The 22,048-nt window shown below is 51.6% G+C and carries 20 protein-coding genes; 14 read left to right on the top strand and 6 right to left on the bottom strand.

Annotation, left to right across the window (positions count from 1 at the left end):
* Positions 1–10: 10 nt before the first annotated feature.
* Entirely contained in the window at positions 11–862 is an 852-nt protein-coding gene (locus K7H08_RS16615) for a TatD family hydrolase (protein WP_231658565.1), read from the bottom strand.
* Between the two features lie 269 nt (positions 863–1,131).
* Here K7H08_RS16615 and K7H08_RS16610 point away from each other — a divergent pair, with 269 nt between their 5' ends.
* From K7H08_RS16610 to K7H08_RS16590, 5 genes are read left to right on the top strand one after another with little or no spacing between them, the layout of a single operon-like run.
* Positions 1,132–2,364, top strand: coding sequence for an ABC transporter substrate-binding protein (locus K7H08_RS16610; protein ID WP_231658564.1), 1,233 nt, complete (start codon positions 1,132–1,134; stop codon positions 2,362–2,364).
* Positions 2,365–2,405: 41 nt separating this feature from the next.
* Positions 2,406–3,962, top strand: a complete 1,557-nt coding sequence (locus K7H08_RS16605; RefSeq protein ID WP_231658563.1) for a fatty acyl-CoA synthetase — start codon at positions 2,406–2,408, stop codon at positions 3,960–3,962.
* A gap of 2 nt (positions 3,963–3,964) precedes the next feature.
* Positions 3,965–5,107 carry an acyl-CoA dehydrogenase family protein gene (locus K7H08_RS16600; protein WP_198350102.1) on the top strand — a complete coding sequence of 381 codons (1,143 nt, stop codon included), beginning with the start codon at positions 3,965–3,967 and terminating at the stop codon, positions 5,105–5,107.
* A 50-nt stretch (positions 5,108–5,157) separates the two neighbouring features.
* On the top strand, positions 5,158–6,345 hold the full coding sequence (gene bktB, locus K7H08_RS16595) for a beta-ketothiolase BktB (protein WP_038483029.1): 1,188 nt from the start codon (positions 5,158–5,160) through the stop codon (positions 6,343–6,345).
* A gap of 37 nt (positions 6,346–6,382) precedes the next feature.
* A complete protein-coding gene (locus K7H08_RS16590) occupies positions 6,383–8,050 on the top strand; it encodes a fatty acid--CoA ligase (protein WP_198350103.1) in 1,668 nt (555 codons plus the stop codon).
* A 3-nt stretch (positions 8,051–8,053) separates the two neighbouring features.
* On the opposite strand, the gene K7H08_RS16585 is transcribed toward K7H08_RS16590, so the two are convergent.
* Positions 8,054–9,067, bottom strand: coding sequence for an AraC family transcriptional regulator (locus K7H08_RS16585; protein WP_038483037.1), 1,014 nt, complete (start codon positions 9,065–9,067; stop codon positions 8,054–8,056).
* A gap of 153 nt (positions 9,068–9,220) precedes the next feature.
* Between K7H08_RS16585 and K7H08_RS16580 the strand changes: the two genes are divergently transcribed.
* The gene (locus K7H08_RS16580) at positions 9,221–11,140 is read left to right on the top strand and encodes an ATP-binding cassette domain-containing protein (RefSeq protein WP_038483040.1); all 1,920 of its coding nucleotides are present in this window, start codon (positions 9,221–9,223) and stop codon (positions 11,138–11,140) included.
* 50 nt (positions 11,141–11,190) lie between these two features.
* Here the strand turns inward: K7H08_RS16580 and K7H08_RS16575 are convergent, their stop codons facing one another.
* Positions 11,191–11,643, bottom strand: a complete 453-nt coding sequence (locus K7H08_RS16575) for a universal stress protein (protein WP_038483043.1) — start codon at positions 11,641–11,643, stop codon at positions 11,191–11,193.
* A 179-nt stretch (positions 11,644–11,822) separates the two neighbouring features.
* Here K7H08_RS16575 and K7H08_RS16570 point away from each other — a divergent pair, with 179 nt between their 5' ends.
* On the top strand, positions 11,823–12,365 hold the full coding sequence (locus K7H08_RS16570; protein ID WP_231658562.1) for a preprotein translocase subunit YajC: 543 nt from the start codon (positions 11,823–11,825) through the stop codon (positions 12,363–12,365).
* A gap of 8 nt (positions 12,366–12,373) precedes the next feature.
* Here the strand turns inward: K7H08_RS16570 and slyA are convergent, their stop codons facing one another.
* Positions 12,374–12,826: a transcriptional regulator SlyA gene (slyA, locus tag K7H08_RS16565; protein WP_038483050.1), complete on the bottom strand. Its 453-nt coding sequence runs from the start codon at positions 12,824–12,826 to the stop codon at positions 12,374–12,376.
* Between the two features lie 71 nt (positions 12,827–12,897).
* Positions 12,898–14,055, bottom strand: coding sequence for a DUF5924 family protein (locus K7H08_RS16560; RefSeq protein WP_231658561.1), 1,158 nt, complete (start codon positions 14,053–14,055; stop codon positions 12,898–12,900).
* A gap of 271 nt (positions 14,056–14,326) precedes the next feature.
* On the opposite strand from K7H08_RS16560, the gene fadB reads away from it, so the two are divergent.
* Together fadB and fadA are read left to right on the top strand one after the other, a co-directional pair.
* Positions 14,327–16,501, top strand: a complete 2,175-nt coding sequence (fadB, locus tag K7H08_RS16555; RefSeq protein WP_231658560.1) for a fatty acid oxidation complex subunit alpha FadB — start codon at positions 14,327–14,329, stop codon at positions 16,499–16,501.
* 23 nt (positions 16,502–16,524) lie between these two features.
* Entirely contained in the window at positions 16,525–17,703 is a 1,179-nt protein-coding gene (gene fadA, locus K7H08_RS16550) for an acetyl-CoA C-acyltransferase FadA (RefSeq protein WP_038483059.1), read from the top strand.
* 60 nt (positions 17,704–17,763) lie between these two features.
* Here fadA and K7H08_RS16545 read toward each other — a convergent pair whose 3' ends face one another.
* A complete protein-coding gene (locus K7H08_RS16545) occupies positions 17,764–18,225 on the bottom strand; it encodes a flavodoxin family protein (protein WP_231658559.1) in 462 nt (153 codons plus the stop codon).
* An 81-nt stretch (positions 18,226–18,306) separates the two neighbouring features.
* Between K7H08_RS16545 and K7H08_RS16540 the strand changes: the two genes are divergently transcribed.
* From K7H08_RS16540 to sufB, 5 genes are all read left to right on the top strand, one after another.
* Complete coding sequence (locus K7H08_RS16540; protein ID WP_231658558.1) at positions 18,307–18,681, top strand: thiol-disulfide oxidoreductase DCC family protein; 375 nt, start codon at positions 18,307–18,309, stop codon at positions 18,679–18,681.
* A gap of 28 nt (positions 18,682–18,709) precedes the next feature.
* The gene (locus K7H08_RS16535; RefSeq protein WP_231658557.1) at positions 18,710–19,273 is read left to right on the top strand and encodes a hypothetical protein; all 564 of its coding nucleotides are present in this window, start codon (positions 18,710–18,712) and stop codon (positions 19,271–19,273) included.
* Between the two features lie 134 nt (positions 19,274–19,407).
* Positions 19,408–19,749: a zinc ribbon domain-containing protein YjdM gene (locus K7H08_RS16530; RefSeq protein ID WP_038483071.1), complete on the top strand. Its 342-nt coding sequence runs from the start codon at positions 19,408–19,410 to the stop codon at positions 19,747–19,749.
* 278 nt (positions 19,750–20,027) lie between these two features.
* Entirely contained in the window at positions 20,028–20,486 is a 459-nt protein-coding gene (locus K7H08_RS16525; RefSeq protein ID WP_231658556.1) for an SUF system Fe-S cluster assembly regulator, read from the top strand.
* 71 nt (positions 20,487–20,557) lie between these two features.
* Complete coding sequence (gene sufB / locus K7H08_RS16520; RefSeq protein WP_038483079.1) at positions 20,558–22,000, top strand: Fe-S cluster assembly protein SufB; 1,443 nt, start codon at positions 20,558–20,560, stop codon at positions 21,998–22,000.
* The last annotated feature ends 48 nt before the right edge of the window (positions 22,001–22,048 follow it).

The raw sequence follows: 22,048 nt of genomic DNA, 5'->3' as shown, positions 1-22,048 counted from the left end.
TTCGCTCCTTTTAAGCTTCCGCATCAAGGCGGAAAAAATGCTGGGCAGTGCGGGTTGTTGCGTTCCCCAGCTCGGTTTCAGTCACGTCATGCCACTGGGCAATTTCTCTTACAATCCATGGTAGCAAGGCTGGCTCGTGACGGCGCCCTTTTAGTTTGGCTGGAAGATTGCGAGGCAGCAGGTAAGGACAGTCAGTCTCTACCATTAACCTTTCTAACGGAATATCTTTCACTATTGAACGAAGGTGATGACCTCTGCGCTCATCACAAATCCAGCCGGTTAACCCGATATGAAGATCTAAATCGAGATAGCCGTGCAGCGTATCTCGGTCAGCGGTGAAACAGTGAATAACGGCTTGGCTGATATCATCTCGCCAGCTATGTAGTATTTCACGCATTCGTTGCCCCGCGTCGCGTTCGTGCAAAAATAGCGGTAAGCCACTTTCAGCAGCGAGCGCCAACTGAGCTTCAAACGCTCGCTCTTGCTCGTGAGGCGTTGAAAAATTGCGATTAAAGTCCAGTCCACACTCGCCCACGGCTACCACTTCAGGTTTTTGATGAAGCGTTTTCAATTGGCGCGCCACATCACTGTTCCACCCGCTAGCATCGTGTGGGTGAACCCCAGCAGTGGCATATATTCCTGGGGTCTGTTTAGCCAGCTCTATGGCTTGCTCAGCGTGTTCAATATCAGTACCCGTCACTATTAAGGTAGCTACATTGGCCGCTTTCGCCCGCGTAATGACATCAGCTAAATCACGCTGAAAACTCTCGTGAGTCAGGTTAGCGCCGATATCCACCAAGGGGGCACCAGAACGAAATTGCAGCGCCTCGGGTAAAAAACTATCCACAGCACTTGTCGCCAAGCGTCACACTCCCAGTGTCAGTTAAATATTCGATAGCAGCCAGCTCTCGTTAATTATTTAGCCAGCTGTAAAACGCCATTGTAACGCTGGAGAGTAACAACGACTAATGGTCTATCCCGGATGGATATCTCATTCGAATGGCACGAATTGCAAAAAAACTGGCTCGATAGGTAAACAGTAAAGCAGTTTTTACTTTTAACATGAGGGTGAAGCATGAAATAAATCGGGCTTAAGGCTCTTTTAATAACAACAATAGGCAGGTGAAAAGCATGCATTTATCACGTCATTTTGCTATTTCTGTGCTATCGGCTGCGGTCATTACGGCTAGCTATGCGCCCAGCGTAGCCGCCAATGAAGGTATTTCAGATAATGAAATCCGTATTGGTTATCTAGCTGATATGTCAGGCGTTTATCGCGATCCCATAGGCCCATTAGGGCAAGACGCAATTGAGATGGCAATTGAAGATATTGGCGGCAGCGTACACGGTGCCCAAGTTGTCGTCTTTAGTGCTGATGATCGCAATAGCCCTGATGTTGGCTCAAGCGTGGTGCGTGAATGGATTGATGAACGCAATGTCGACATGGTCACTGGCTTAGTGGCTTCATCGGTTACATTAGCAGCAGTAGGCTTGTTAGAAGAGGCGGATAAACTTGGCTTAGTGAACGGCGCTGTTTCTTCGAGTGTCACTAACGAGCACTGCTCTCCTAACCATATTCACTGGGTTTACGATACTTGGGCGATGTCCAATGGCACGGCAAAGGCAATTACTCAGGAAGGCTATAAAAACTGGTATTTACTCAGTGCCGACTACTCGTTTGGTCATGCGCTTGAAGCAGATGTAGAGCGGGTGGTCACGGAGAATGGTGGAACGATAGTAGGTAGCGCACGACACCCCTTTCCGAACAGTGACTTTTCCTCTTTTATGCTGCAGGCCCAGGCATCGGGCGCTGATGTAATTGCGCTCAATAATGCTGGTGGTGACACCATCAATGCCGTTCAAACGGCAGGCGAATTTGGCATTACTCAAGCTGGGCAGATTCTAGCCGGCATGGTGCTGTTCAGTACTGATATACGCAGCATTGGCTTGGAGAACGCTCAAGGGCTGCAGTTCACTAAAGCATGGTATTACGACTTAAATGATGAAACGCGTGCCTGGGCAGAGCGTTTCCGTGAGCGCACCGGCAGCATGCCGACTATGGTGCACGCAGGGCTCTATTCCAGCACCCGCCACTATTTAGAAGCCATTGAGGCCGCGGGAACAGACGACACGCAAACCGTTCGTCAGCAGATGGCCGATACCCCCATTAACGATATTTTTGCAACGAACGGTTACATTCGTGAGGACGGCCGTATGGTTCATGACATGTATCTCGTTGAAGTGAAAACACCGGAAGAGTCAGTCGATGAGGATGACCTCTTCAGAGTTGTGCGCACTATTCCCGCCGAGGAAGCATTCCGGCCACTTTCTGAAAGCGTTTGCCCACTCGTCAACAATTCGTAAAACGCTGAAGCCCTAACAACACATAACAATAAGGACTTGGCATGGAACAGACATCCTTAATTCATCGTAATACGATTGGCGCTGCGCTAAACCGCAGCGCTCGCAAATACTCTCAACAACTCGCACTAACGTTTGGTGAGCGAACCTGGAGCTATCAATCGCTTAACGATGCCGCTAACAGTGTAGCTAGTGGTCTGTTAGCGGCCGGTCTTTCTCCTGGGGATCGGTTGGCGGTATATGGTAAAAACTCAGATGCCTATGTCATTGCCTGGCTTGCTGCCACTAAAGCGGGCTTAGTACATGTGCCTATTAACTTTGCGCTAAGTAGTGATGAACTGCGCTATATCCTTGAGCAGTCCGGGGCGAAAGGAGTGCTAAGCGATAGTTCGTTAGCTGACAAAGTTCAGGAGGCAACCCAAGGTTTAGCATTAACGGTCAATGGAACACTGCATGCTGATCAACAAGATATCCAGTTGGGTCGTTTTGATGTCTTGGCTTATGTGCATTCCTCGCCATCAACAAGGGAGCCAGCGGTCGCCGTAGAGGGAAGTAGTCTGGCACAGCTGCTCTATACCTCTGGCACAACGGCAGCGCCTAAAGCGGCAATGATGACCCACCAAGCGCTGATGGCGGAATATATGGCCTGCATGGTGGAGTTGGATATCAAGGGAAGTGACGCCATGTTGGCCGCTCTTCCGCTTTACCACTCGGCACAAATGCATGTTTTTTTGATGCCGGCTTTACTACTTGGCGCCCCCATTCATTTGCTTGAAGCACCGCTTCCGGATAGCTGTCTGACGGCGATTGCCGAACAAAAAATCGTATCGTTCTTTGCGCCGCCCACGGTGTGGATCAGCTTGCTACGTCATGCTGACATTGATCGGTTTGATTTAACCTCGCTCAAGAAGGCGTACTACGGTGCCTCGATTATGCCGGTGCCTGTTTTGGAAGAGATGCAGCAGCGCTTCTCCGGCGTAGGTTTATATAACTGCTACGGGCAGAGTGAAATTGCCCCCTTGGCAACGGTATTACGTCCAGATGAGCATGCTGAGCGTCCTGCGTCGGCGGGGCGGCCGATACTTACGGTGGAAACACGCATTGTTGATTTGGAAATGAACGATGTTGACTCGGGCGAGCATGGCGAGATTGTCCATCGTTCGCCGCAGTTAATGATGGGCTACTGGGATAAGCCGGAGATGACCGCTGAGTCCTTCCAAGGCGGCTGGTTTCACTCTGGTGATGTGGGCTACTTCGATGAAGCAGGCTACTTATATGTCGTGGACCGGATTAAAGACGTTATCAATACGGGGGGCGTGTTGGTTGCCAGCCGTGAGGTGGAAGAGGCGCTGTTTAAGCACTCGGCTATTTCGGAAGTAGCGGTGGTGGGGCTGCCTGACGAAAAGTGGATTGAAGCGATTACCGCCGTCGTTGTGGTGAAAGAGGGGCAAGTGGCTAGCGAGGATGAGCTCATCCAACATGTCAAAAGCTTGATTGCACCCTACAAAGTTCCTAAGCGTGTGGTGTTTGCAGAGGCTCTGCCAAAAAGCACCGCAGGTAAAATTCTTAAACGTCACCTGCGCAAAGACCTAAAGGAGTGAGCATGGACGAGCAAACACAGGCGCTGTTTCATGACATGATCAGCCGCTGCTTAGCGCAGGAAGTGGCGCCTTTCTATGACCAGTGGGAAGCGGACGGTGAAATACCGCGCTCTTTATGGCTAGCGCTGGGTGCCGCTGGTCTATTGGGGATTGATCTTGATGAGACCTATGGTGGCTCAGGTGCCGATATTGCCATCACCCAACGGGCACTGGAGGAGATGTCTCGGCAAGGGTTTGGTGGGCTAGCCAGCGCTTACAATATTCACGCCAATATCGTGATGCCTTACCTGCAAAATTTAGCCACTGATGAACAGCGCGAAACCTGGCTGCCCCGCATGGCAAGCGGGGAGTGGTTGGGGGCGATTGCCATGAGCGAGCCGCATGCTGGCAGTGACTTGGCAGCGATGAAAACCCGCGCCACCAAAACAGCCGATGGGTGGCTACTCAACGGCAGCAAGCTGTTTATTACCAATGGCCAAGTGGCCGATCTCGTTATTGTCTGTGCAAAAACAGACCCCAGTGCAGGTGCAAAAGGGGTCTCGCTGTTTTTGGTCGATACGTCACTTCCTGGTTTTTCCCGTGGCAAGCCCATTAAGAAAATTGGCCAGCACGCCAGCGATACGGCAGAGTTAGCATTTGACCAGCTGCAACTGCCTAACAGTGCCTTATTAGGGGAAGAGGGCGCTGGGTTTCGCTACCTAATGCAAGAGCTGCCCCGAGAGCGCTTAGGCGTAGGCGCGCAAGCGCTTGGCGCGGTAGAGGGCGCGTTGGCATTAACGCTTGATTACGTCACCCAACGTCACGCATTTGGTCAACGCGTGGCCGATTTTCAAAATACCCGCTTTACGCTGGCTGAGATCAAGGCACAGCTGGATGTCGCGCGTGCCTACTTCGATCAGTGCGTTAATAAGTACCGCCACGGCACGATGACAAGTACCGAGGCCGCGATACTCAAATTACAGCTTAGCGAGCTGCAGTGTCGTGCTGTTGATCGGTGCCTTCAGCTGTTTGGTGGTTATGGTTACACCCATGAATATCCCATTTCACGCTTCTATTTAGACGCACGTGTGCAAACTATTTACGCCGGTAGTTCTGAGATTATGAAAGAAGTGGTCGCACGCTCGCTGTTGGGCAAAGTGGCTTAAGCGCTTTTCTTAAGTCCTTTTCCGCTGTGCGTCATTACTAAGGAGAGATTATGCAACTGGATAGCGTTGTTATTGTAAGCGGTGCCCGCACCGCTATTGGCGGGTTTGGTGGGTCGCTCTCATCTTTCGCGCCCCATGAGTTAGGCACTATCACTGCCCAGGAAGCACTACGCCGTGCGGGCGTTGCTGGCGCTGATATCGACCACTCTGTGTATGGCCATATTATTACCACTAGCCCAGAAGATGCCTACCTTGCCCGCCATATTGCGTTGAGTGCGGGTGTGCCAAAAGAAGCCGGTGCCTTTAATGTTAACCGGCTATGTGGTTCCGGCGTGCAGGCAGTGATATCCGCTGCGCAGCAAATCGCTCTGGGCGACAGCCGCTTAGCATTGGCAGGTGGGGCTGAATCCATGTCGCGAGGTGCTTATCTACTGCCGCCCCAAGCACGCAATGGCATACGCCTAGGCGATGCCAATATCCAGGATCTTACCCTCGGTATTCTTAGTGACCCATTTGGCAGCGGACATATGGGCATGACCGCTGAAAATATCGCTAAGCAGTATGGCTTAAGTCGCGAGCAGCTCGATCAGTTTGCGGTGGATAGCCATCGTAAGGCGGCAAAAGCCATTGCAGAAGGGCGTTTTGACGCACAAATCGTGCCTGTTGAGGTGACAAAAGGAAAACAGACGGTTTCCTTTGCCCGTGATGAGCATGTGCGAGAAGGTGTTGAATTAAGCGATTTAGCCCGGCTTAAACCGGCCTTTAAAAAAGAGGGAATAGTAACGGCAGGAAACGCCTCTGGGATCAACGATGGCGCTGCGACCTTGGTGCTGGCGCATGCTGATGAAGCACAGCAGCGCAATTTAACGGTGAGGGCGCGACTTCGCGTGGCAACCACCGCCGGTGTGGAGCCTTCGGTAATGGGGTTAGGGCCAATCCCTGCGGTGAAACGCTGCCTCCAACAGGCAGGGCTGACGATCAATGACATTGATGTGATTGAGTCCAATGAAGCGTTCGCGGCACAAGCAATGGCGGTTGCCGATACGCTGGGTTTCCCATTGGAAAAACTCAACCCGAATGGTGGTGCGGTGGCGCTCGGTCATCCAGTAGGCGCGACCGGTGCCATCTTGATCCTAAAAGCCTTACACGAATTGGAGCGACGTCAGGGCCGCTATGGTTTGATCACGCTGTGTATCGGCGGTGGGCAGGGCATTGCGCTGTTAATAGAGCGCGAATAACAAACGGTTTTCCAATAACAATCGACAGGTGTGTTTTATGTCTACGGTAACGCCAAAAATACTTCCTTCTACGCCGTCTGCGACTAGCTCGCCGCTGTTAATTAGCGACTTGCTGGAGTCTGGTGTTCGAATGGCGGGGAATAACCAGATTGTTTATCGAGACCAGAGCCGTCATGACTATCAACGTTTTCGTGATCGGGTACACCAGCTTGCCCATACGCTAACAGCACAGGGCGTTCAGGCGGGTGATGTGGTGGCGGTGCTGGACTGGGACAGCCATCGTTATTTAGAGTGCTTTTTTGCCATTCCAATGATTGGTGCCGTGCTACACACCGTCAACGTACGTTTGGCGCCTGAGCAAATTCACTACACGATGGAGCACGCTGAAGACGTCTTTGTGCTGGTGCATGAGGATTTCGTACCGCTACTGGAGCCACTTGCTGATCAACTGCCCAACATACGCGGTTATCTACTTTGCCAAGAAGCGGTGAGTCAAGAAACACAAAGCACAGTCAGCACGTCGCTGCCATTAGTGGGTGAGTTTGAGGCGTTGTTAAGTGAGCAGCCAACTCATTACGAGTTCCCTATTTTTGATGAAAATGCAGTGGCTACGCTGTTCTATACCACGGGCACCACCGGCAACCCGAAAGGGGTGTTTTTTACCCACCGCCAATTAGTCCTGCACACACTAGGTGAAGCCAGTACCTTCCAAGCACCGGGTTGTGAATTGCTCAACCGTGACAAGGTATACATGCCCATCACGCCGATGTTCCATGTGCACGCCTGGGGCGTGCCTTACACTGCCACGTTGATGGGGGCGACTCAGGTATACCCTGGCCGCTATGAGCCGGAAATGTTGGTCAAACTGCTGGTGAACGAAAAGGTCGATTTCTCCCACTGCGTGCCAACGCTGTTAAATATGGTGGTTAGCGCTGACGCTATCGCATCGAAAAAAATTGATTTAACCGGTTGGAAGGTGCTTGTGGGCGGCAGTGCGCTAACTCAAGCCCTGGCTAGCCGTGCTTGGTCACTCGGCATTGATACGCGAAGTGCCTACGGCATGTCAGAAACCTGTCCGCTGCTAACCGCTGATATTTTGCCTCAGGATGTTGCCGAAGCCGATTTTGAAGTGCAGCTTCCCTGGCGGTGTAAGGCTGGTTTACCCGTGCCCCTAGTGAAATTACAGGTGGTTGATGCCAATGGAGAACCGTTACCCCATGATGGCGTCAGTGTTGGTGAAGTGCGTGCTCAGGCACCCTGGTTAACCCAGGCGTACTACAAAGAAGAGAAACGCAGTGAGGAGCTTTGGCGAGATGGGTGGCTGCATACCGGTGATGTTGGCTCGATTGATGAGTATGGTTTCTTGGCCATTAGCGACCGTATTAAAGATGTCATCAAAACCGGTGGAGAGTGGCTCTCCTCACTTGAGCTGGAAAGCTATATTAGCCAATGCCCAGGTGTGGCGGAAGTGGCGGTAATTGGCGTTACAGATGATAAATGGGGTGAGCGGCCAGCAGCGCTCGTTGTCCCTAGCGATGTCAATAACCCACCCACGGCAGAGGAAGTACAGGCGTTTATGGAGCAGTTCGTCGAGCAGGGCAGCATTAATCGCTGGGGTATTCCATCGTTGATTCGTTTCGTAGATGAAATTCCTAAAACCAGTGTCGGTAAGCTGGATAAAAAGCGCATTCGCACTGAGATATAAACGCTAGCGTTTTATGCCCGCCGTTTGTGCCTTGCGGTAAGCGGCGGGTGAATCTCCTGTCCACTGTTTAAACGCTCGGCTAAGACAAGCAAGGTCTTCAAATCCTAGTTTTTCTGCGATGGTTGTCAGTGGTTGTGTGCTGCGAGTGAGTGCTTGAATGGCATAGTCGCGACGGTATTCGTCTTTAACCGCCTGGAAATGAGTACCTTCAAGTTTCAAGTGTCTTGAGAGTGTCCGCACGGACATATGTAGCGCATCTGCCACATGCTGAACAGTGCATGAGGTGGGTAAGTGGCGGCTAAGATGTTCGCGAACGCGGTGCGTAATCAAGCGATCTTCAAAAGAGACGTAGAACCAGTCAGCCGGTGCGCGTTGTAGAAATGCGCCAAGATGCTGTTTCGTTTGGCGTATGGGGTGGTTGAGAAACACCTTATCAAAGTAAACAGCTGTTTGCGGTTGATCAAATTTTAGCTTGCCGGGATAGAAGTAGAGATAGTCAGCACTGTGAGCAGGTTGGGCGTAGCCGCACTCCATCAAGATAGGTGGAATTTTGCGTGCGATCATCCAGGAGGCGATACCGTGAAACAGTTTCAGCATCAATTCATGAATCAATATTCGACTGCCGCGAAGCGGGGCGCGTTCTTCAAGCGCCATCCGAGCAAAGTCGCCTTCAATAGTAAAGTCGTAGCCGAAATCATCTAATAGAATGCGAAAAAACTGCGTATAGCGATGAAGCGCAACATGCAGCGTTGGTGCATCTAGCAAGCTCAAGCACAGCAGCTTTAGTGTTCCACAGCGTAGCGGCCTGGAGAAAAAGCAGGGTGTTTCATCATCTAGCTCAAGGGCAAGGAGGCGGTAAAGCTCGGCAAACTGCTCAACAGTGACTCGGCCGTTCGGTGCGCTGAGTAGAAAGGGGGAAATTCCAGCAAGCTCTAGGTAGCGGACAGGGGAATGCTCAGTGGCGGGTAAGCCACACAGTAGTTCGTTCACAAAGTGCATTGAGACGGTAACGGTCACGATGTCAGCCCTAAACGAGTAGCTTGGCGCTACCTTGTTATTATCACGTGATGGTGGGACGTTAGCACGATGTGTCGTTTGGCTCTATAAGGGCTCTCCTTAACGCGAGCGCATGCGTTACACTGTGCGGCTCATGATGAAGGAGGACACTGCGTGACCTTGTTACGACTCGAACAGCTGCAACTCGCTTACGGCACCCAAGTACTGCTTAACCGCGCCGACCTAACGGTTGAAAAAGGCGAGCGGCTGGCGCTGGTCGGGCGCAACGGCACCGGTAAATCAACGCTATTAAAACTGGTCGCGGGCGATATTCATGCCGATGATGGTTCCATTTGGCGTGCACCGGGCTTGAAGATTGGCGTATTGTCCCAGGAGCTGCCTGAATCCTCAGGCATGACGATTTTTGACATGGTCGCTCAGGGGCTGCCGGAAGCGGGGGAATTGCTTTCTGAATACCAGCATTTGATCAATGATCCAGACCCCGACATGAACCGCATGGCCAAGCTGCAAACCCGCATTGAGGCTATCGACGGCTGGTCTTTCCATCAGAGCATTGACGTTGTACTCACCCGTTTAGGGTTACCCCCTGAAGCTGAAATGAGCGCGCTTTCCGGTGGCTGGCGCCGCCGTGTTGCGTTGGCGCGAGCATTGGTTTCTGAGCCGGATTTACTGCTTCTTGACGAGCCTACCAACCATCTCGATCTAGACACGATTGCTTGGTTGGAAGAGCAACTGCTGGCCTTCAACGGCGCGGTATTACTGATTACCCACGACCGTGCCTTTTTATCTAAGCTGGCCACCACGATCCTTGAGCTAGACCGAGGCAAGCTTGGCCGTTATCCCGGTAACTATGCAGAGTATCAAGAGCGTAAGCAGCACGAGCTTGAAGTAGAAGCGCGAGAAAATGCGCTTTTCGATAAAAAACTAGCCCAAGAAGAAGTCTGGATTCGTCAAGGCGTCAAAGCGCGGCGTACACGCAACGAAGGGCGTGTGCGTGAGCTTGAGCAGATGCGTTTGGAGCGTAGCCAGCGACGTGAACGTCAGGGGACTGCCAACCTCACTGTCGACAGCGGCGAGCGTACTGGTAAGCGGGTAGTCGAGCTGAAAGGCGTAACACAGCGCTTTGGTAATGATGTCATTCTGCGTGATGTGAATCTTGAAGTGATGCGCGGCGACCGTATTGGTTTTCTTGGTCGCAACGGTGCAGGTAAAACAACGCTGCTGAAAATCTTGCTCGGCGAGCTTGCTCCAACAGAAGGTAGTGTTCAGTTGGGGACCAATTTAAAGGTCGCTTATTTCGATCAATTGCGTGCAGGTTTAGAGCTGGAAAAAACCGTCTACGACAACGTCGCACAAGGCAGCGATCGGGTAACCGTTGGTGGAAAAGATCGCCACGTAATGAGCTACCTTCAGGATTTTCTATTCACACCTGACCGTGTTCGACAGCCGGTGAAAGCCCTTTCCGGCGGTGAGTCCAACCGTCTGTTGTTAGCCAAGCTGTTTACTCAACCAGCCAACGTATTGGTGTTGGATGAGCCTACCAACGACTTGGACATGGAAACCCTGGAGCTGCTTGAAGAGCTGCTGCTGGACTTTGATGGCACGCTGCTACTGGTCTCTCACGACCGAACATTTATGGATAACGTCGTGACCAGCATGCTGGCCTTTGAGGGCGAGGGTTATGTGCGTGAATACGTGGGTGGCTACACGGATTGGATTCGCCAAGGAGGTAAACTGCCGCCTGCTCCGTGGGAAGGCGCTGCCCGCCAGAACACTGAACCGACCAGCATTGCAGTTGAAAAAACGCCAGAGAAGCCGGTTGCTGAGCCCGTTAAGAAAACCGTTAAGCTCTCTTACAAAGTGCAGCGAGAGTTAGATGCGTTACCTGCGGAGATAGAGCGCCTTGAGAATGAAGTAGAGGCGTTAGAGCAAGAGATTGGCGACCCCGCTTTCTACCAGCAAGAAGCCAGTGCCGTTACAGCGAAATTGCAAGCGTTAGAAAACGTACAGCAAACACTTGAAACGGCAATGGAGCGTTGGATGGAGCTTGAGGCGATGGCTAGCGGTGACTGACATCAGTATCGAATGAGTAAAGGCACCCAATGGGTGCCTTTCTACATTGGTTACTCGTCGCTCTCTTCACCTTTTTTGCCGACCCGAACGGCCAAAACGTCGCACTGTGCGCCGTGAAGTACGCCGGTAGAAGTGGAGCCTAGCAGCAGGGCAAAGCCATGGCGCCCATGCGAACCAACAACGATCAGGTCGACGTTGTGCTCTTCTGCAAAACGATGAATTTCCGTGTCCGGCATGCCGACAACGACATGTTGATCAGCGGGCTCGACGTGAGGGGCGGCAATTTCAGTCAGCCGCTTCTTCGCGTGGTCATCCAGCTGGTCTTGAATGCTGGTGAGATCCATCGGGATGTCACCACCGTAAGCGAAGCCCAGTGGCTCAAGGGTATGCATGATCGAAATCTTGGCGTCGTCATTGCGAGCAGCAATCGCGACTGCACGCTCTAAGATTTTATGGGAGTCTTTAGTTAAATCAACGGCTACTAAAATGTGGTGATAGCTCATGGCTTATCTCCTTCGTGATAATTAACAAAGAGAACGCTTTGTTAGATGACCTTTACTTTAGGCTTCAAGTGCCATCTTAACAACGATCTATGTCATGCTTTTTTAAGTTAACCCGATAGTATGACTAATTTTAACATCAATGCTTATGGCTAGTATTTGCGACGAGGAGAAGTGGCTAGATGGAGTGGCTTATTATTATTTTTATATCGCTGTTTGTTATTGCACCGGTAATGTGGCTTAAGCCCAGCCCGCGGCAGAAGCGCCATATGGCGCTGCGTTTGAATGCCGCCAAGAAGCACGGGGTAGTGATCAAGATGGAGAAGCCCCCGTTGCACAATTTTCGAGGCACGATGCCCGCTTATCGGTGGTATTTTTCCCAACAGCAGCCAGGGCCTGATTTTGTGTTAGTGCGTGAATCGAACGCAAGTGAAGCGCTGGAGCTTTATCATGCTGGGTGGCGCTGGCGCATTGCACCATTACGGCCATTGCCAGAAATGGCAAGCGCTACTTTGAAAGCCTTGCTAGAGCGCCTTCCACAAGATGCTTTGGTGGTCGAGTCAAACGCGACGGCGTTAACGCTATGGTGGTGGGAGTCACAAACTGCGGAGCGTTTTGCTATCTATGGAGAAGATTTTCAGACGCTAAGAAAGGCGCTTAGCGGATTGTCAGACCGCCCTGCTGCAAAGCCGCTAAACGGGGCTGGTGAAACAGCAGGGCACTGATGGACGTCTTACGCCGAGGGACCGTCTTGGTCTCTTAACTGAATCGCCATACCATTGGACTCTATTAGCGCTAGCCACTTGTCTAACTGATCCAGGTCACTCTCACTTAGGCCCGCCAGCATCTCTTTGCGTGCCTCCTGGACGACGCTGTCGATTTGTTCAAGTAGCGGCATTGCCGCTGGCGTCAGATAGAGTCGTTTGCTTCGGCGATCATTATCGCAGGCCCGTCGCTCAACCAGCCCTTGTGCTTCGAGTTGTCCAAGGGTTCTAACTAATGAGGGCGCTTCTACGCCAATCACCCTTGCTAAATCACACTGTGGGTTGCCTTCACCTAACTTCCATAAATGGTAAAGCGTCACCCAGCGTGTTTGTGTTAACCCCAAGGGTGCAAGCCTTCGATCAAGAATAGAGCGCCACAAGTGGGGCAGACGTGCAATGCGAAAACCAATTGTTGAAGCCATAGTAAACAGCTACCGAAAAATGTAAGTAGGCGAATTGTCATAAGCTGCGCCGCTGAATGCAAGGCGTTATGTTATTCGTCCGTTGATAGATCGTTTTCAGAATTGTTGTTTCCGGGTATAAAGCGCCGCAAATTTAGCGCACTCAAGCCGCTAGGTTGGATTTTGCTATCCGCTATCGTGGCTTTTTCCAAATCTTCCGAAACAGTAAACCGGATCAGCCCCAGTCGTTGTCCGCTAGCTGTCATAATGTCGATACGCCACTCTCCCGACGGCGCTTCTGGGAAATTTTGCTTATGGCTCCACGCACGATAGCCCTTTTCCCGTCCACCGTTGATAGCAAGTTCTACTTCATCTAACAATTCGCCGTTGTGGTGCCATGCATGATGAATTGTCTCGCTTAATCCACGCGGCGCCCGAATGGCGGTGTAAACATAAAGGCCGGTAGAGCGAATTGCGTCTGGCGTAAGCGCCATGCTTCCCTGCGGCTCGCGGCTCTGAATATCCAGCGCTGGGGAAAGTGCACTGTTTGTCATCCATAAGCTGGCGGGAGGGACCCATATTTTGCCGAGCCAGGCCGCATAGGCCAACACGATAGTGAGCGCAAAGAACCCGCACCAGCGCGTTAACGAGCGTTTTTTAAGTAAGTGCCAAAAACTGGGCAACGCTACAAGTATGGTGATCACCAGCGCAAGGATCAAGCTTTGGCCAGTCGTCAGCTGCAGCATGATAGGCAGAATAACCAGTACCACTAAAAAGACACATTGGGCATGAAAGATAAAATAGAGGCTTCGCCAGCGCCCAGCGAGTTTGTAATAGAGCGGATCTATAATCGACAGTATTGCCATTGCGATCACTAACAGCGCAAATAGTGTCTGCCCGCTATTCCACACGGTTGTAACCAGGATAAACGGCAACGTAAAGAAAAGTGTTTCCTGGTGAATCATTTGGGCGATAAAGGTAGTGACACCGCGGGGCAAGGTGGGATGGCCGCGTTTAGCAAGCCAGCGCCCGATGAGGCTCTCAGAAAGCAATAGCAGCCAGGCAAAAAGAAGTCCCAGCGCTAATACCGCCCCTAGCCACTGTTGGCGGTCCACCAGAAAAAAACTACCTAACCCGGCGCCAAACGCGATAGGTGGCCACAGCCAGCTCCAGGGTTTTAAGCGTTCGACAGTACGTTCAACCCGTGCTTGTAGTGCCGTTATACGGGCGGGAGTAAAGAAACTACCCATGGCGTTGTTGGCTCATAAATGAAAACAGCATGATCGTTGGATTCGTCGGTAAAGTCGATGCGTTCCCTATCCTGTCTATAAAAAGCGCAAAAAATGTGGGCCTGCTGTAAGTTGATTTGTGTAAGTGCACTTGAGAGATAAGCGCATTAGCCAAAAGTCAGGGCTTGACGTTCCTCATTATCTCAACCAAGCTTACGCAATCAAACGACCGTATGAAATGCGTGGCAGGTCCGATTAATGGTGCCAGCCCGAACTTGTGGAGAGAGCGCGGATGATCTATCAAGGCAATGCCATCACGGTGGAGCGTCGTGACACCCAAGGTGGCAATGACATCGCTAAGCTCACTTTCGATCTGAAAGATGAGTCCGTTAATAAGCTGTCCAGTGCTGTTGTGGCAGAGTTGGGCGAGGCAGTAAAAGCGCTTCAAGCTGAAAGCGGCCTACAGGGGTTGATGATTAGCAGCGGCAAAGATGCGTTTATTGTCGGCGCTGACATCACCGAATTTCACAGCCTTTTTGACAAAGGCGAAGAGTATCTCGTCGAGATGAACCTTAAGGTTCACGACATCTTCAATGCGATTGAAGACCTGCCTTTTCCAACCGTGACGGCCATTAATGGCTTGGCACTGGGTGGCGGCTGCGAAGTACTGTTGACGACCGATTTCCGAGTAATGAGTGAGAAAGCCAAAATTGGCTTGCCTGAAACCAAGCTAGGCATTCTGCCCGGTTGGGGTGGATGTGTACGTTTACCCCGCTTGATTGGTGCGGATAACGCCATTGAGTGGATTGCTGGCGGCACTGAAAATCGTGCTAACGCAGCACTTAAAGTCGGCGCAGTCGATGCTGTCGTTACTCACGAGCTGCTTGAAGAAGCCGCGCTGGACATTCTAGACCGTGCCAATGCCGGTGAGTTGGATTACCAAGCGCGTCGCGAAGAGAAGAAATCACCGCTTAATCTCAACGCCATTGAGCAAATGATGGCGTTTGAAACCGCCAAAGGGTTTGTCGCTGGCAAGGCCGGCCCTCACTACCCCGCGCCGGTAGAGTCGATTAAGGTGATTCAGAAAGGCGCTGGCGAGACGCGTGCCCGTGCCCAGGCGATTGAAGCGAAAGCATTTGCCAAGCTAGCACTCAGCAGTGTTGCTTTTAACTTGGTTGGCCTGTTCCTCAACGACCAAGTCGTGAAGAAAAAAGGTAGCAAGTACGAGAAGCAGTCGCAGCCAGTTAAGCAGACCGCCGTGCTGGGCGCAGGCATTATGGGTGGTGGTATCGCCTATCAGAGCGCCAGCAAAGGCACGCCCATCATAATGAAAGATATTAACGATGAGGCGATTGAGCTGGGTCTGAAAGAGGCGCGTAAGCTATTTGCTAAGCAGGTAGAGCGTAAAAAGCTGACGACTGAGCAGATGGCTGAAAAACTGACCAACATTCGCCCCACGCTTTCTTACGGTGATTTCGGTAATGTTGATCTAGTGGTTGAAGCTGTCGTTGAAAATCCCAAGGTCAAAGACGCCGTGCTGACCGAAGTGGAAGGCATGGTGAGCGAAAACACCATCCTTACCTCTAACACCTCGACGATTTCTATCAACCGTCTGGCCAAGAACCTTAAGCGTCCAGAAAACTTCTGCGGTATGCACTTTTTTAACCCTGTGCATCGTATGCCGCTGGTGGAAGTTATTCGTGGCGAGAAGACGTCAGATGCAGCGGTGGCTGCAACAGTTGCCTACGCTCGTGCAATGGGCAAAACCCCGATTGTTGTGAATGACTGCCCCGGCTTTTTGGTCAACCGCGTACTGTTCCCATATTTCGGTGGCTTTAGCTTCCTGGTAGAGCAGGGCGCTGACTTCCAACGCGTTGACAAAGTGATGGAAAAATTTGGCTGGCCCATGGGGCCTGCTTACCTGCTGGACGTAGTGGGTCTAGATACCGCAGTACACGCTAACGAAGTGATGGCGGAAGGCTTCCCTGATCGCATGGCGCGTGACGGCAAAACAGCTATTCAGGTGATGTACGACAATAAGCGCCTGGGCCAGAAGAACGATAAAGGCTTCTATGCCTATGAAGAAGATAAGAAAGGCAAACCTAAGAAAGTTACTGACGAACAAGCCTACGCACTGGTGAAAGACGTCGTGAAAGAGCAGAAAGAGTTTTCTGATGAAGACATTATCGCTCGCATGATGGTACCGCTTTGTCTGGAAACTGTTCGTTGCCTTGAAGATGGCATCGTGGAAACTCCCGCTGAAGCCGATATGGCATTAATCTACGGCATCGGTTTCCCTCCCTTCCGCGGTGGCGCACTGCGCTACATTGACGCGATGGGTGTTGCCGAATTCGTGAAGCTAGCCGAAAACCTTGCGGAAGAGTTAGGCCCGCTTTACGCGCCCACTGAGAAGCTGCGTCAGATGGCTCAAAATAACGAGCAATTTTATTCTGGCTCTCAGGCCTAACCACCACGCAAAGGAGATATAAGATGAGTTTGAACCCAAGAGATATCGTGGTGGTTGACGGTGTACGTACCGCCATGGCGAAAGCTAAAAATGGTGCATTCCGCAATGTGCGCGCTGAGAACCTGTCAGCAGCCGTCATGCAGGCGCTGTTTGATCGTAACGCGAATTTAGACCCGTCCGAAGTTGATGATGTTATCTGGGGCTGTGTTAACCAGACGCTTGAGCAGTCCATGAACATTGCGCGTAATGCGGCAATCATGACCGGTATTCCGCGCTCGGTGCCTGCGCAAACTGTTAACCGTCTGTGTGGTTCCTCGATGACGGCACTACATATTGCGGCGGCCAACATTAAAGCAGGCATGGGCGACTTTTACGTGATTGGTGGGGTGGAGCACATGGAGCACGTGCCCATGGCTCACGGTGTTGATGTTAACCCCGCTGCTAGCAAGTACGCCGCAAAAGCCGCCATGATGATGGGGTTGACCGCTGAGCTGCTGGGCAAAATGCACGGTATTTCTCGTGAAGACCAGGATAAGTTTGGCGTGCGTTCCCACCAGCGTGCCCAGGCTGCGATGGAAAAAGGCTACTTCGATAACGAAATCATTGGTGTTGAAGGCCACGATCAGCGCGGTTTTAAAATTCTGTTCAAGAACGATGAAGTGATTCGTCCTGAGGCCAGTATCGAGTCAATGGCCAGCCTCAAGCCGGTATTTGATCCTCGCAACGGTACCGTTACTGCGGGCACGTCATCTGCATTGTCGGTAGGGGCTTCGGCGATGGCTGTTATGAGCTACGAGCGCGCTCAGGCGCTGGGGCTTGAGCCGATTGCAAAAGTGCTTTCAACAGGTGTTGCAGGCTGTGATGCCTCTATCATGGGTTACGGCCCAGTGCCTGCGTCTAAAAAAGCGCTGAAAGCCGCTGGCTTGTCGGCAGCCGATATTCAAACGGTTGAGCTTAACGAAGCGTTCGCTGCACAAGGTCTACCCGTTTTGAAAGATCTGGGCTTCCTAGATGCCATGGATGAAAAAGTAAACCTCAATGGTGGTGCCATTGCGCTAGGCCACCCGCTAGGCTGTTCGGGCTCGCGGATCTGTACGACGCTGCTTAACGTTATGCAGCAGCGCGATACTACTCTCGGCCTTGCCACTATGTGTATCGGCATGGGGCAAGGGGTTGCGACCGTGTTTGAACGACTCAAATAAACACAGCGTTTACCCACAAAACGGCACCCATGCGGTGCCGTTTTTGCGTTCAGAGCGGCATTAAAATAAACCGTTATCCAGTCCCGCTGCCATGTAAAGGCCTAGCTCTTCTACTTGGTCGGCAAAAGTGTCCTGCCATTGACCACGTAACGTTAGTGGTTCCTGAACCCAGCGCCAACGTAGTCCTGTCACAATACTTTCTACTGCCCGCCGGGTGCCGGTGCCGTCGTGTCCAGCGCGAATATAGAGCGCGCATGGAAGCCCTTGTTTCTCTTCCAATATGCTGTAGTAACTGCGATCAAAAAAATCCTTAAGTGCACCGCTCATGTAGCCCAGGTTTTCTGTTGTGCCCAGCAAGATGCCATCGCAGGCGCGAATATCATCAGGGCCAGCCTCGAAAGGCGTTTTTACTATGCAGGCAACCTGCTCAACAACTTTTTGGCTCGCGCCCCGCTGGGTGGCATCACGCAGAGTGCGTGTATTAACTGATGGAGCATGGGCAACGATTAATAGCTGTTTCATTGTAGTGCCCCTGTTAGCTGGAAATTTGCGTAGTAAGTGCAAAGTGTCACACTGCTAAGTACTACTACGATGAGAGCCTATATGCCTGATAATGCCTCTATCAATGTTTTCTACGATGCTGTTTGCCCTATTTGTCGGAAGGATCGACGTCTTTTTGAGCGTTGGGCTGGCAAGCATGGTAACGGGATTAACTGGTGTGATGTGACTGAGCATCAGCAACAATTGCGTGAAAAAGGGGTAACACCAGAAGCCGCTTTACGCTCGCTGCATATCGAAAAAGCTGATGGCACGCTTATCGAAGGTATTGATGCCTACCGTTTGCTGATGATGCGTATTCCTCTGCTTGTGCCAATCGCATGGCTGATTGGCCTGCCAGGGATCAAAAAAGCGTTACGCTGGTATTATGATCGCTGGGTGAGAAAGCGCCTAAAGCGGGAAGGGCGTTGGTCTGAATAAGTATGGATATTGATATAGGGAATTTATCATGAAGCAGCGTCTTCAATGGTTAGCGCCAGCATGCGCAATGTTTACTATGTTAGTGGGGTGCGCTGGTCAGCCAACCTCCTCTCAAGCACCTGATGCCGCCGTTGCTCAGAAGGTTTCACCTGGCGTGGCTCAGGTATCTTCAGGAGCGGCGCAGCCAGGTTACGTAACTAACCGCCAAGTAACCGACTGGGTGCCACCGCTGTTAACGAGCCCTGAAGAGAAGGCGGCCTACTATGTTAGCCGATTGGCAGACAGGCGGTTTGTCTCGCAGTACGGCGGACAAGACAATCCCCGTACTTGGTATATTGCGGCAGAGCGGTTAGGAGAAATCGGCTTGCCCGCTGTGCCTTTGCTGTTTACGCGCCTCAATACAACCGATGACTATGAGTTGATGTTAGCCCTGTATGCGCTTCTGCTTGCCACCCAAGATCCGCTATTGATGGCAAAAACTCGAGGTGACTATATACAGTTGCCCACCGTGTTAGATGCGACGGCAAATGCTGAAAATGTGCGCATCGCGCGTCAGTGGTGGCAGCAGCATTCAGCACAGTTAGGTGAGTAGTAATGCGCTGTGTTGATAGCGCAAATTGGCGTATCCAGCTGGAGTATTGTGCTCAAGCCGTGTAGGCTCCATCGCTTTCTAAGTTCTGTGAATGACTAAGTCCTGTGTATTAGCCTGATGCGTTGGAGCCTATCATGAGTGATCTACCCAATTGTCCTGCCTGTGCCTCTGAGTTTACCTACGATGATGGTATCCAGTATGTCTGCCCGGAATGCGGCAATGAATGGTCAAAAGTAGCAGAAGAGGGCGCTGAAGAAGCTAGCTCTGGTATTCGTGATGCTAACGGCAATATGCTGGCAGATGGTGACAGCGTCACTGTCATAAAAGACCTCAAGGTCAAAGGCAGTTCACTAGTGGTTAAGGTAGGCACTAAAGTTAAAAATATCCGTTTAGTCGATGGTGATCACGATATTGATTGCAAGGTCGACGGTATTGGGCCCATGAAGCTTAAGTCAGAGTTCGTCAAAAAAGCCTAGTACTCAAAGACATAGTACTCAAAGGCATAGCGCCTTCGCCACAAGGTGCTGCCCTTTAAAAAAACCTGCGAAATCCTCGCAGGTTTTTTTCGTTTAGCGCGTCGATAGTTTTTTCAAATGATAATGATTGTTGTTTTTGATGCTATCAGAGCCGAACGTGCTGTTATTTTGCACAAATTGATAACGATTTTGCTCTAGGGCTTCACATCAAATTTATACAGGACTAAAATGGTACCCATTAACGGGTAAGCCAACTGTAACGGCGTATGGGAGTCAACATGCTCAAGCTTTCTCGGCTGACAGACTATGCCGCTGTCGTGATGGCACAAATTGCTCGCCATCCACAGGTGCCGCATGCGGCGGCTGATTTAGCAGATGCAGTGCAGTTACCACATCCCACTGTTAGTAAGACGCTAAAGATGCTGGTGAAAGCTGGCCTTCTGGAGTCACAACGCGGTGTCCAGGGTGGTTATCGTCTGGCGCGACCAGCATCACACATTACTGCTGCCGATATTATTGCCGCTATTGAAGGGCCCGTGGCAATGACCGAGTGTAGCCAAGCTGAGGGTGAGTGCGACCTGGCTGCTACCTGCGGTGTCGCTGATAACTGGCAGCGAGTCTCACTGGCGATTCGTACGTTACTGGAAAGCGTTACGCTGGCGCACCTGGCCGATACGACGCCAATCAAGCTACCCGTACAGCTACCGATTCAAAGCATTAGCCTGGCATCTGCTTAGGCAATGCAACATAGACTAACCCTATTGACGGCGAGCTAGGCTCGCCACCCAACTGCCCGGAGGGTATCACCATGGCAAGCGAAGAAATGGAACAGTTGGTTCGTCGCGAATACAAAGATGGTTTTATAACCGATATTGAAAGCGACACCCTGCCACCTGGCCTTGATGAAAACACCATTGCCTTTATCTCTAATAAGAAAGGCGAGCCGGAATGGATGCTGGAGTGGCGCCTAGATGCATACCGTCAGTGGTTGAAAATGAAAGAGCCGTCCTGGGCGCATCTTGATTATCCACCCATTGATTATCAATCGATCTCTTATTTCAGTGCGCCAAAGCGCCCTGAAGATCGCCCTCAGAGCCTGGATGAAGTCGATCCTAAGCTTCTCGAAACATATGAGAAGCTTGGTATTCCTTTGCATGAGCGTGCGGCGCTTGCCGGTGTGGCCGTCGACGCCGTATTCGATTCTGTTTCCGTGGCAACCACGTTTAAAAAACAGCTAGGCGAAGCGGGCGTTATTTTCTGCTCGATTTCTGAAGCAATTCGCGATTACCCAGACCTCATCAAACAGTATCTCGGTACGGTCGTTCCGGTGGCTGATAACTATTTTGCCGCACTAAACTCGGCTGTATTTACCGATGGGTCGTTTGTGTTTGTTCCTGAAGGCGTGACTTGCCCTATGGAACTGTCGACCTACTTCCGGATTAACGCGGCCAACACTGGCCAGTTCGAGCGCACTCTGATTATCTGCGAGAGCCGGGCTCAGGTGTCTTACTTGGAAGGTTGTACGGCGCCAATGCGTGATGAAAACCAGCTTCATGCGGCTGTGGTAGAGCTCGTTGCGCTGGATGATGCCTACATTAAGTATTCCACCGTTCAGAACTGGTATCCCGGTGATGAGAACGGCAAGGGCGGGATTTACAACTTCGTTACCAAACGTGGCGATTGCCGCGGTGAGCGTTCGCGCATCAGTTGGACACAGGTAGAAACCGGTTCGGCGATCACCTGGAAATATCCTTCTTGTGTTTTGCGTGGCAAAGACAGTATCGGCGAGTTCTACTCTGTGGCGGTGACTAACGGCCGTCAGCAAGCGGATACTGGCACCAAAATGATTCACATTGGCGAAGGCACCCGTTCCTATATTGTTGCCAAAGGCATTTCGGCAGGTAAGAGCGATCAATCTTACCGTGGCCTGGTCAAAATTGGCCCTCGTGCCAAAGGGGCACGTAATTTCACTCAGTGTGATTCGTTGTTAATTGGCGACAAGTGCGGTGCCCATACCTTCCCTTATCAAGAAATTGGCAACAGTACCGCCACGATTGAGCACGAAGCCACCACGTCTAAGATCGGCGAAGATCAGCTGTTCTACTGCCAAAGCCGTGGGATTTCTGAAGAAGATGCGGTCAGCATGATTGTGAACGGCTTCTGTAAAGACGTTTTCCAAGAGCTGCCGATGGAATTCGCGGTAGAGGCAGAAGCGCTGCTAAATGTGACGCTTGAAGGTGCAGTGGGTTAACCACTTCGGCCCCGACTTATTTTACGGGAGACGCGCAAGCGTCCCGCA

It is taken from the genome of Halomonas sp. IOP_6 (genome assembly GCF_021151565.1).
Classification (GTDB): domain Bacteria; phylum Pseudomonadota; class Gammaproteobacteria; order Pseudomonadales; family Halomonadaceae; genus Vreelandella; species Vreelandella alkaliphila.
The sequence above is the reverse complement of the archived record's forward strand: the minus strand, read 5'-3'. Positions and strand labels throughout refer to the sequence as shown.

What these genes read in the sequence shown, in the direction of transcription:
- fadB (WP_231658560.1), top strand. Translation starts at nt 14,327, where the DNA reads ATGATCTATCAAGGCAATGCCATCACGGTGGAGCGTCGTGACACCCAA.
- K7H08_RS16525 (WP_231658556.1), top strand. Translation starts at nt 20,028, where the DNA reads ATGCTCAAGCTTTCTCGGCTGACAGACTATGCCGCTGTCGTGATGGCA.
- K7H08_RS16575 (WP_038483043.1), bottom strand. Translation starts at nt 11,643, where the DNA reads ATGAGCTATCACCACATTTTAGTAGCCGTTGATTTAACTAAAGACTCC.
- slyA (WP_038483050.1), bottom strand. Translation starts at nt 12,826, where the DNA reads ATGGCTTCAACAATTGGTTTTCGCATTGCACGTCTGCCCCACTTGTGG.
- K7H08_RS16570 (WP_231658562.1), top strand. Translation starts at nt 11,823, where the DNA reads ATGGAGTGGCTTATTATTATTTTTATATCGCTGTTTGTTATTGCACCG.
- K7H08_RS16600 (WP_198350102.1), top strand. Translation starts at nt 3,965, where the DNA reads ATGGACGAGCAAACACAGGCGCTGTTTCATGACATGATCAGCCGCTGC.
- K7H08_RS16560 (WP_231658561.1), bottom strand. Translation starts at nt 14,055, where the DNA reads ATGGGTAGTTTCTTTACTCCCGCCCGTATAACGGCACTACAAGCACGG.
- bktB (WP_038483029.1), top strand. Translation starts at nt 5,158, where the DNA reads ATGCAACTGGATAGCGTTGTTATTGTAAGCGGTGCCCGCACCGCTATT.
- K7H08_RS16590 (WP_198350103.1), top strand. Translation starts at nt 6,383, where the DNA reads ATGTCTACGGTAACGCCAAAAATACTTCCTTCTACGCCGTCTGCGACT.
- K7H08_RS16610 (WP_231658564.1), top strand. Translation starts at nt 1,132, where the DNA reads ATGCATTTATCACGTCATTTTGCTATTTCTGTGCTATCGGCTGCGGTC.
- K7H08_RS16535 (WP_231658557.1), top strand. Translation starts at nt 18,710, where the DNA reads ATGAAGCAGCGTCTTCAATGGTTAGCGCCAGCATGCGCAATGTTTACT.
- K7H08_RS16540 (WP_231658558.1), top strand. Translation starts at nt 18,307, where the DNA reads ATGCCTGATAATGCCTCTATCAATGTTTTCTACGATGCTGTTTGCCCT.
- K7H08_RS16605 (WP_231658563.1), top strand. Translation starts at nt 2,406, where the DNA reads ATGGAACAGACATCCTTAATTCATCGTAATACGATTGGCGCTGCGCTA.
- fadA (WP_038483059.1), top strand. Translation starts at nt 16,525, where the DNA reads ATGAGTTTGAACCCAAGAGATATCGTGGTGGTTGACGGTGTACGTACC.
- K7H08_RS16545 (WP_231658559.1), bottom strand. Translation starts at nt 18,225, where the DNA reads ATGAAACAGCTATTAATCGTTGCCCATGCTCCATCAGTTAATACACGC.
- K7H08_RS16530 (WP_038483071.1), top strand. Translation starts at nt 19,408, where the DNA reads ATGAGTGATCTACCCAATTGTCCTGCCTGTGCCTCTGAGTTTACCTAC.
- sufB (WP_038483079.1), top strand. Translation starts at nt 20,558, where the DNA reads ATGGCAAGCGAAGAAATGGAACAGTTGGTTCGTCGCGAATACAAAGAT.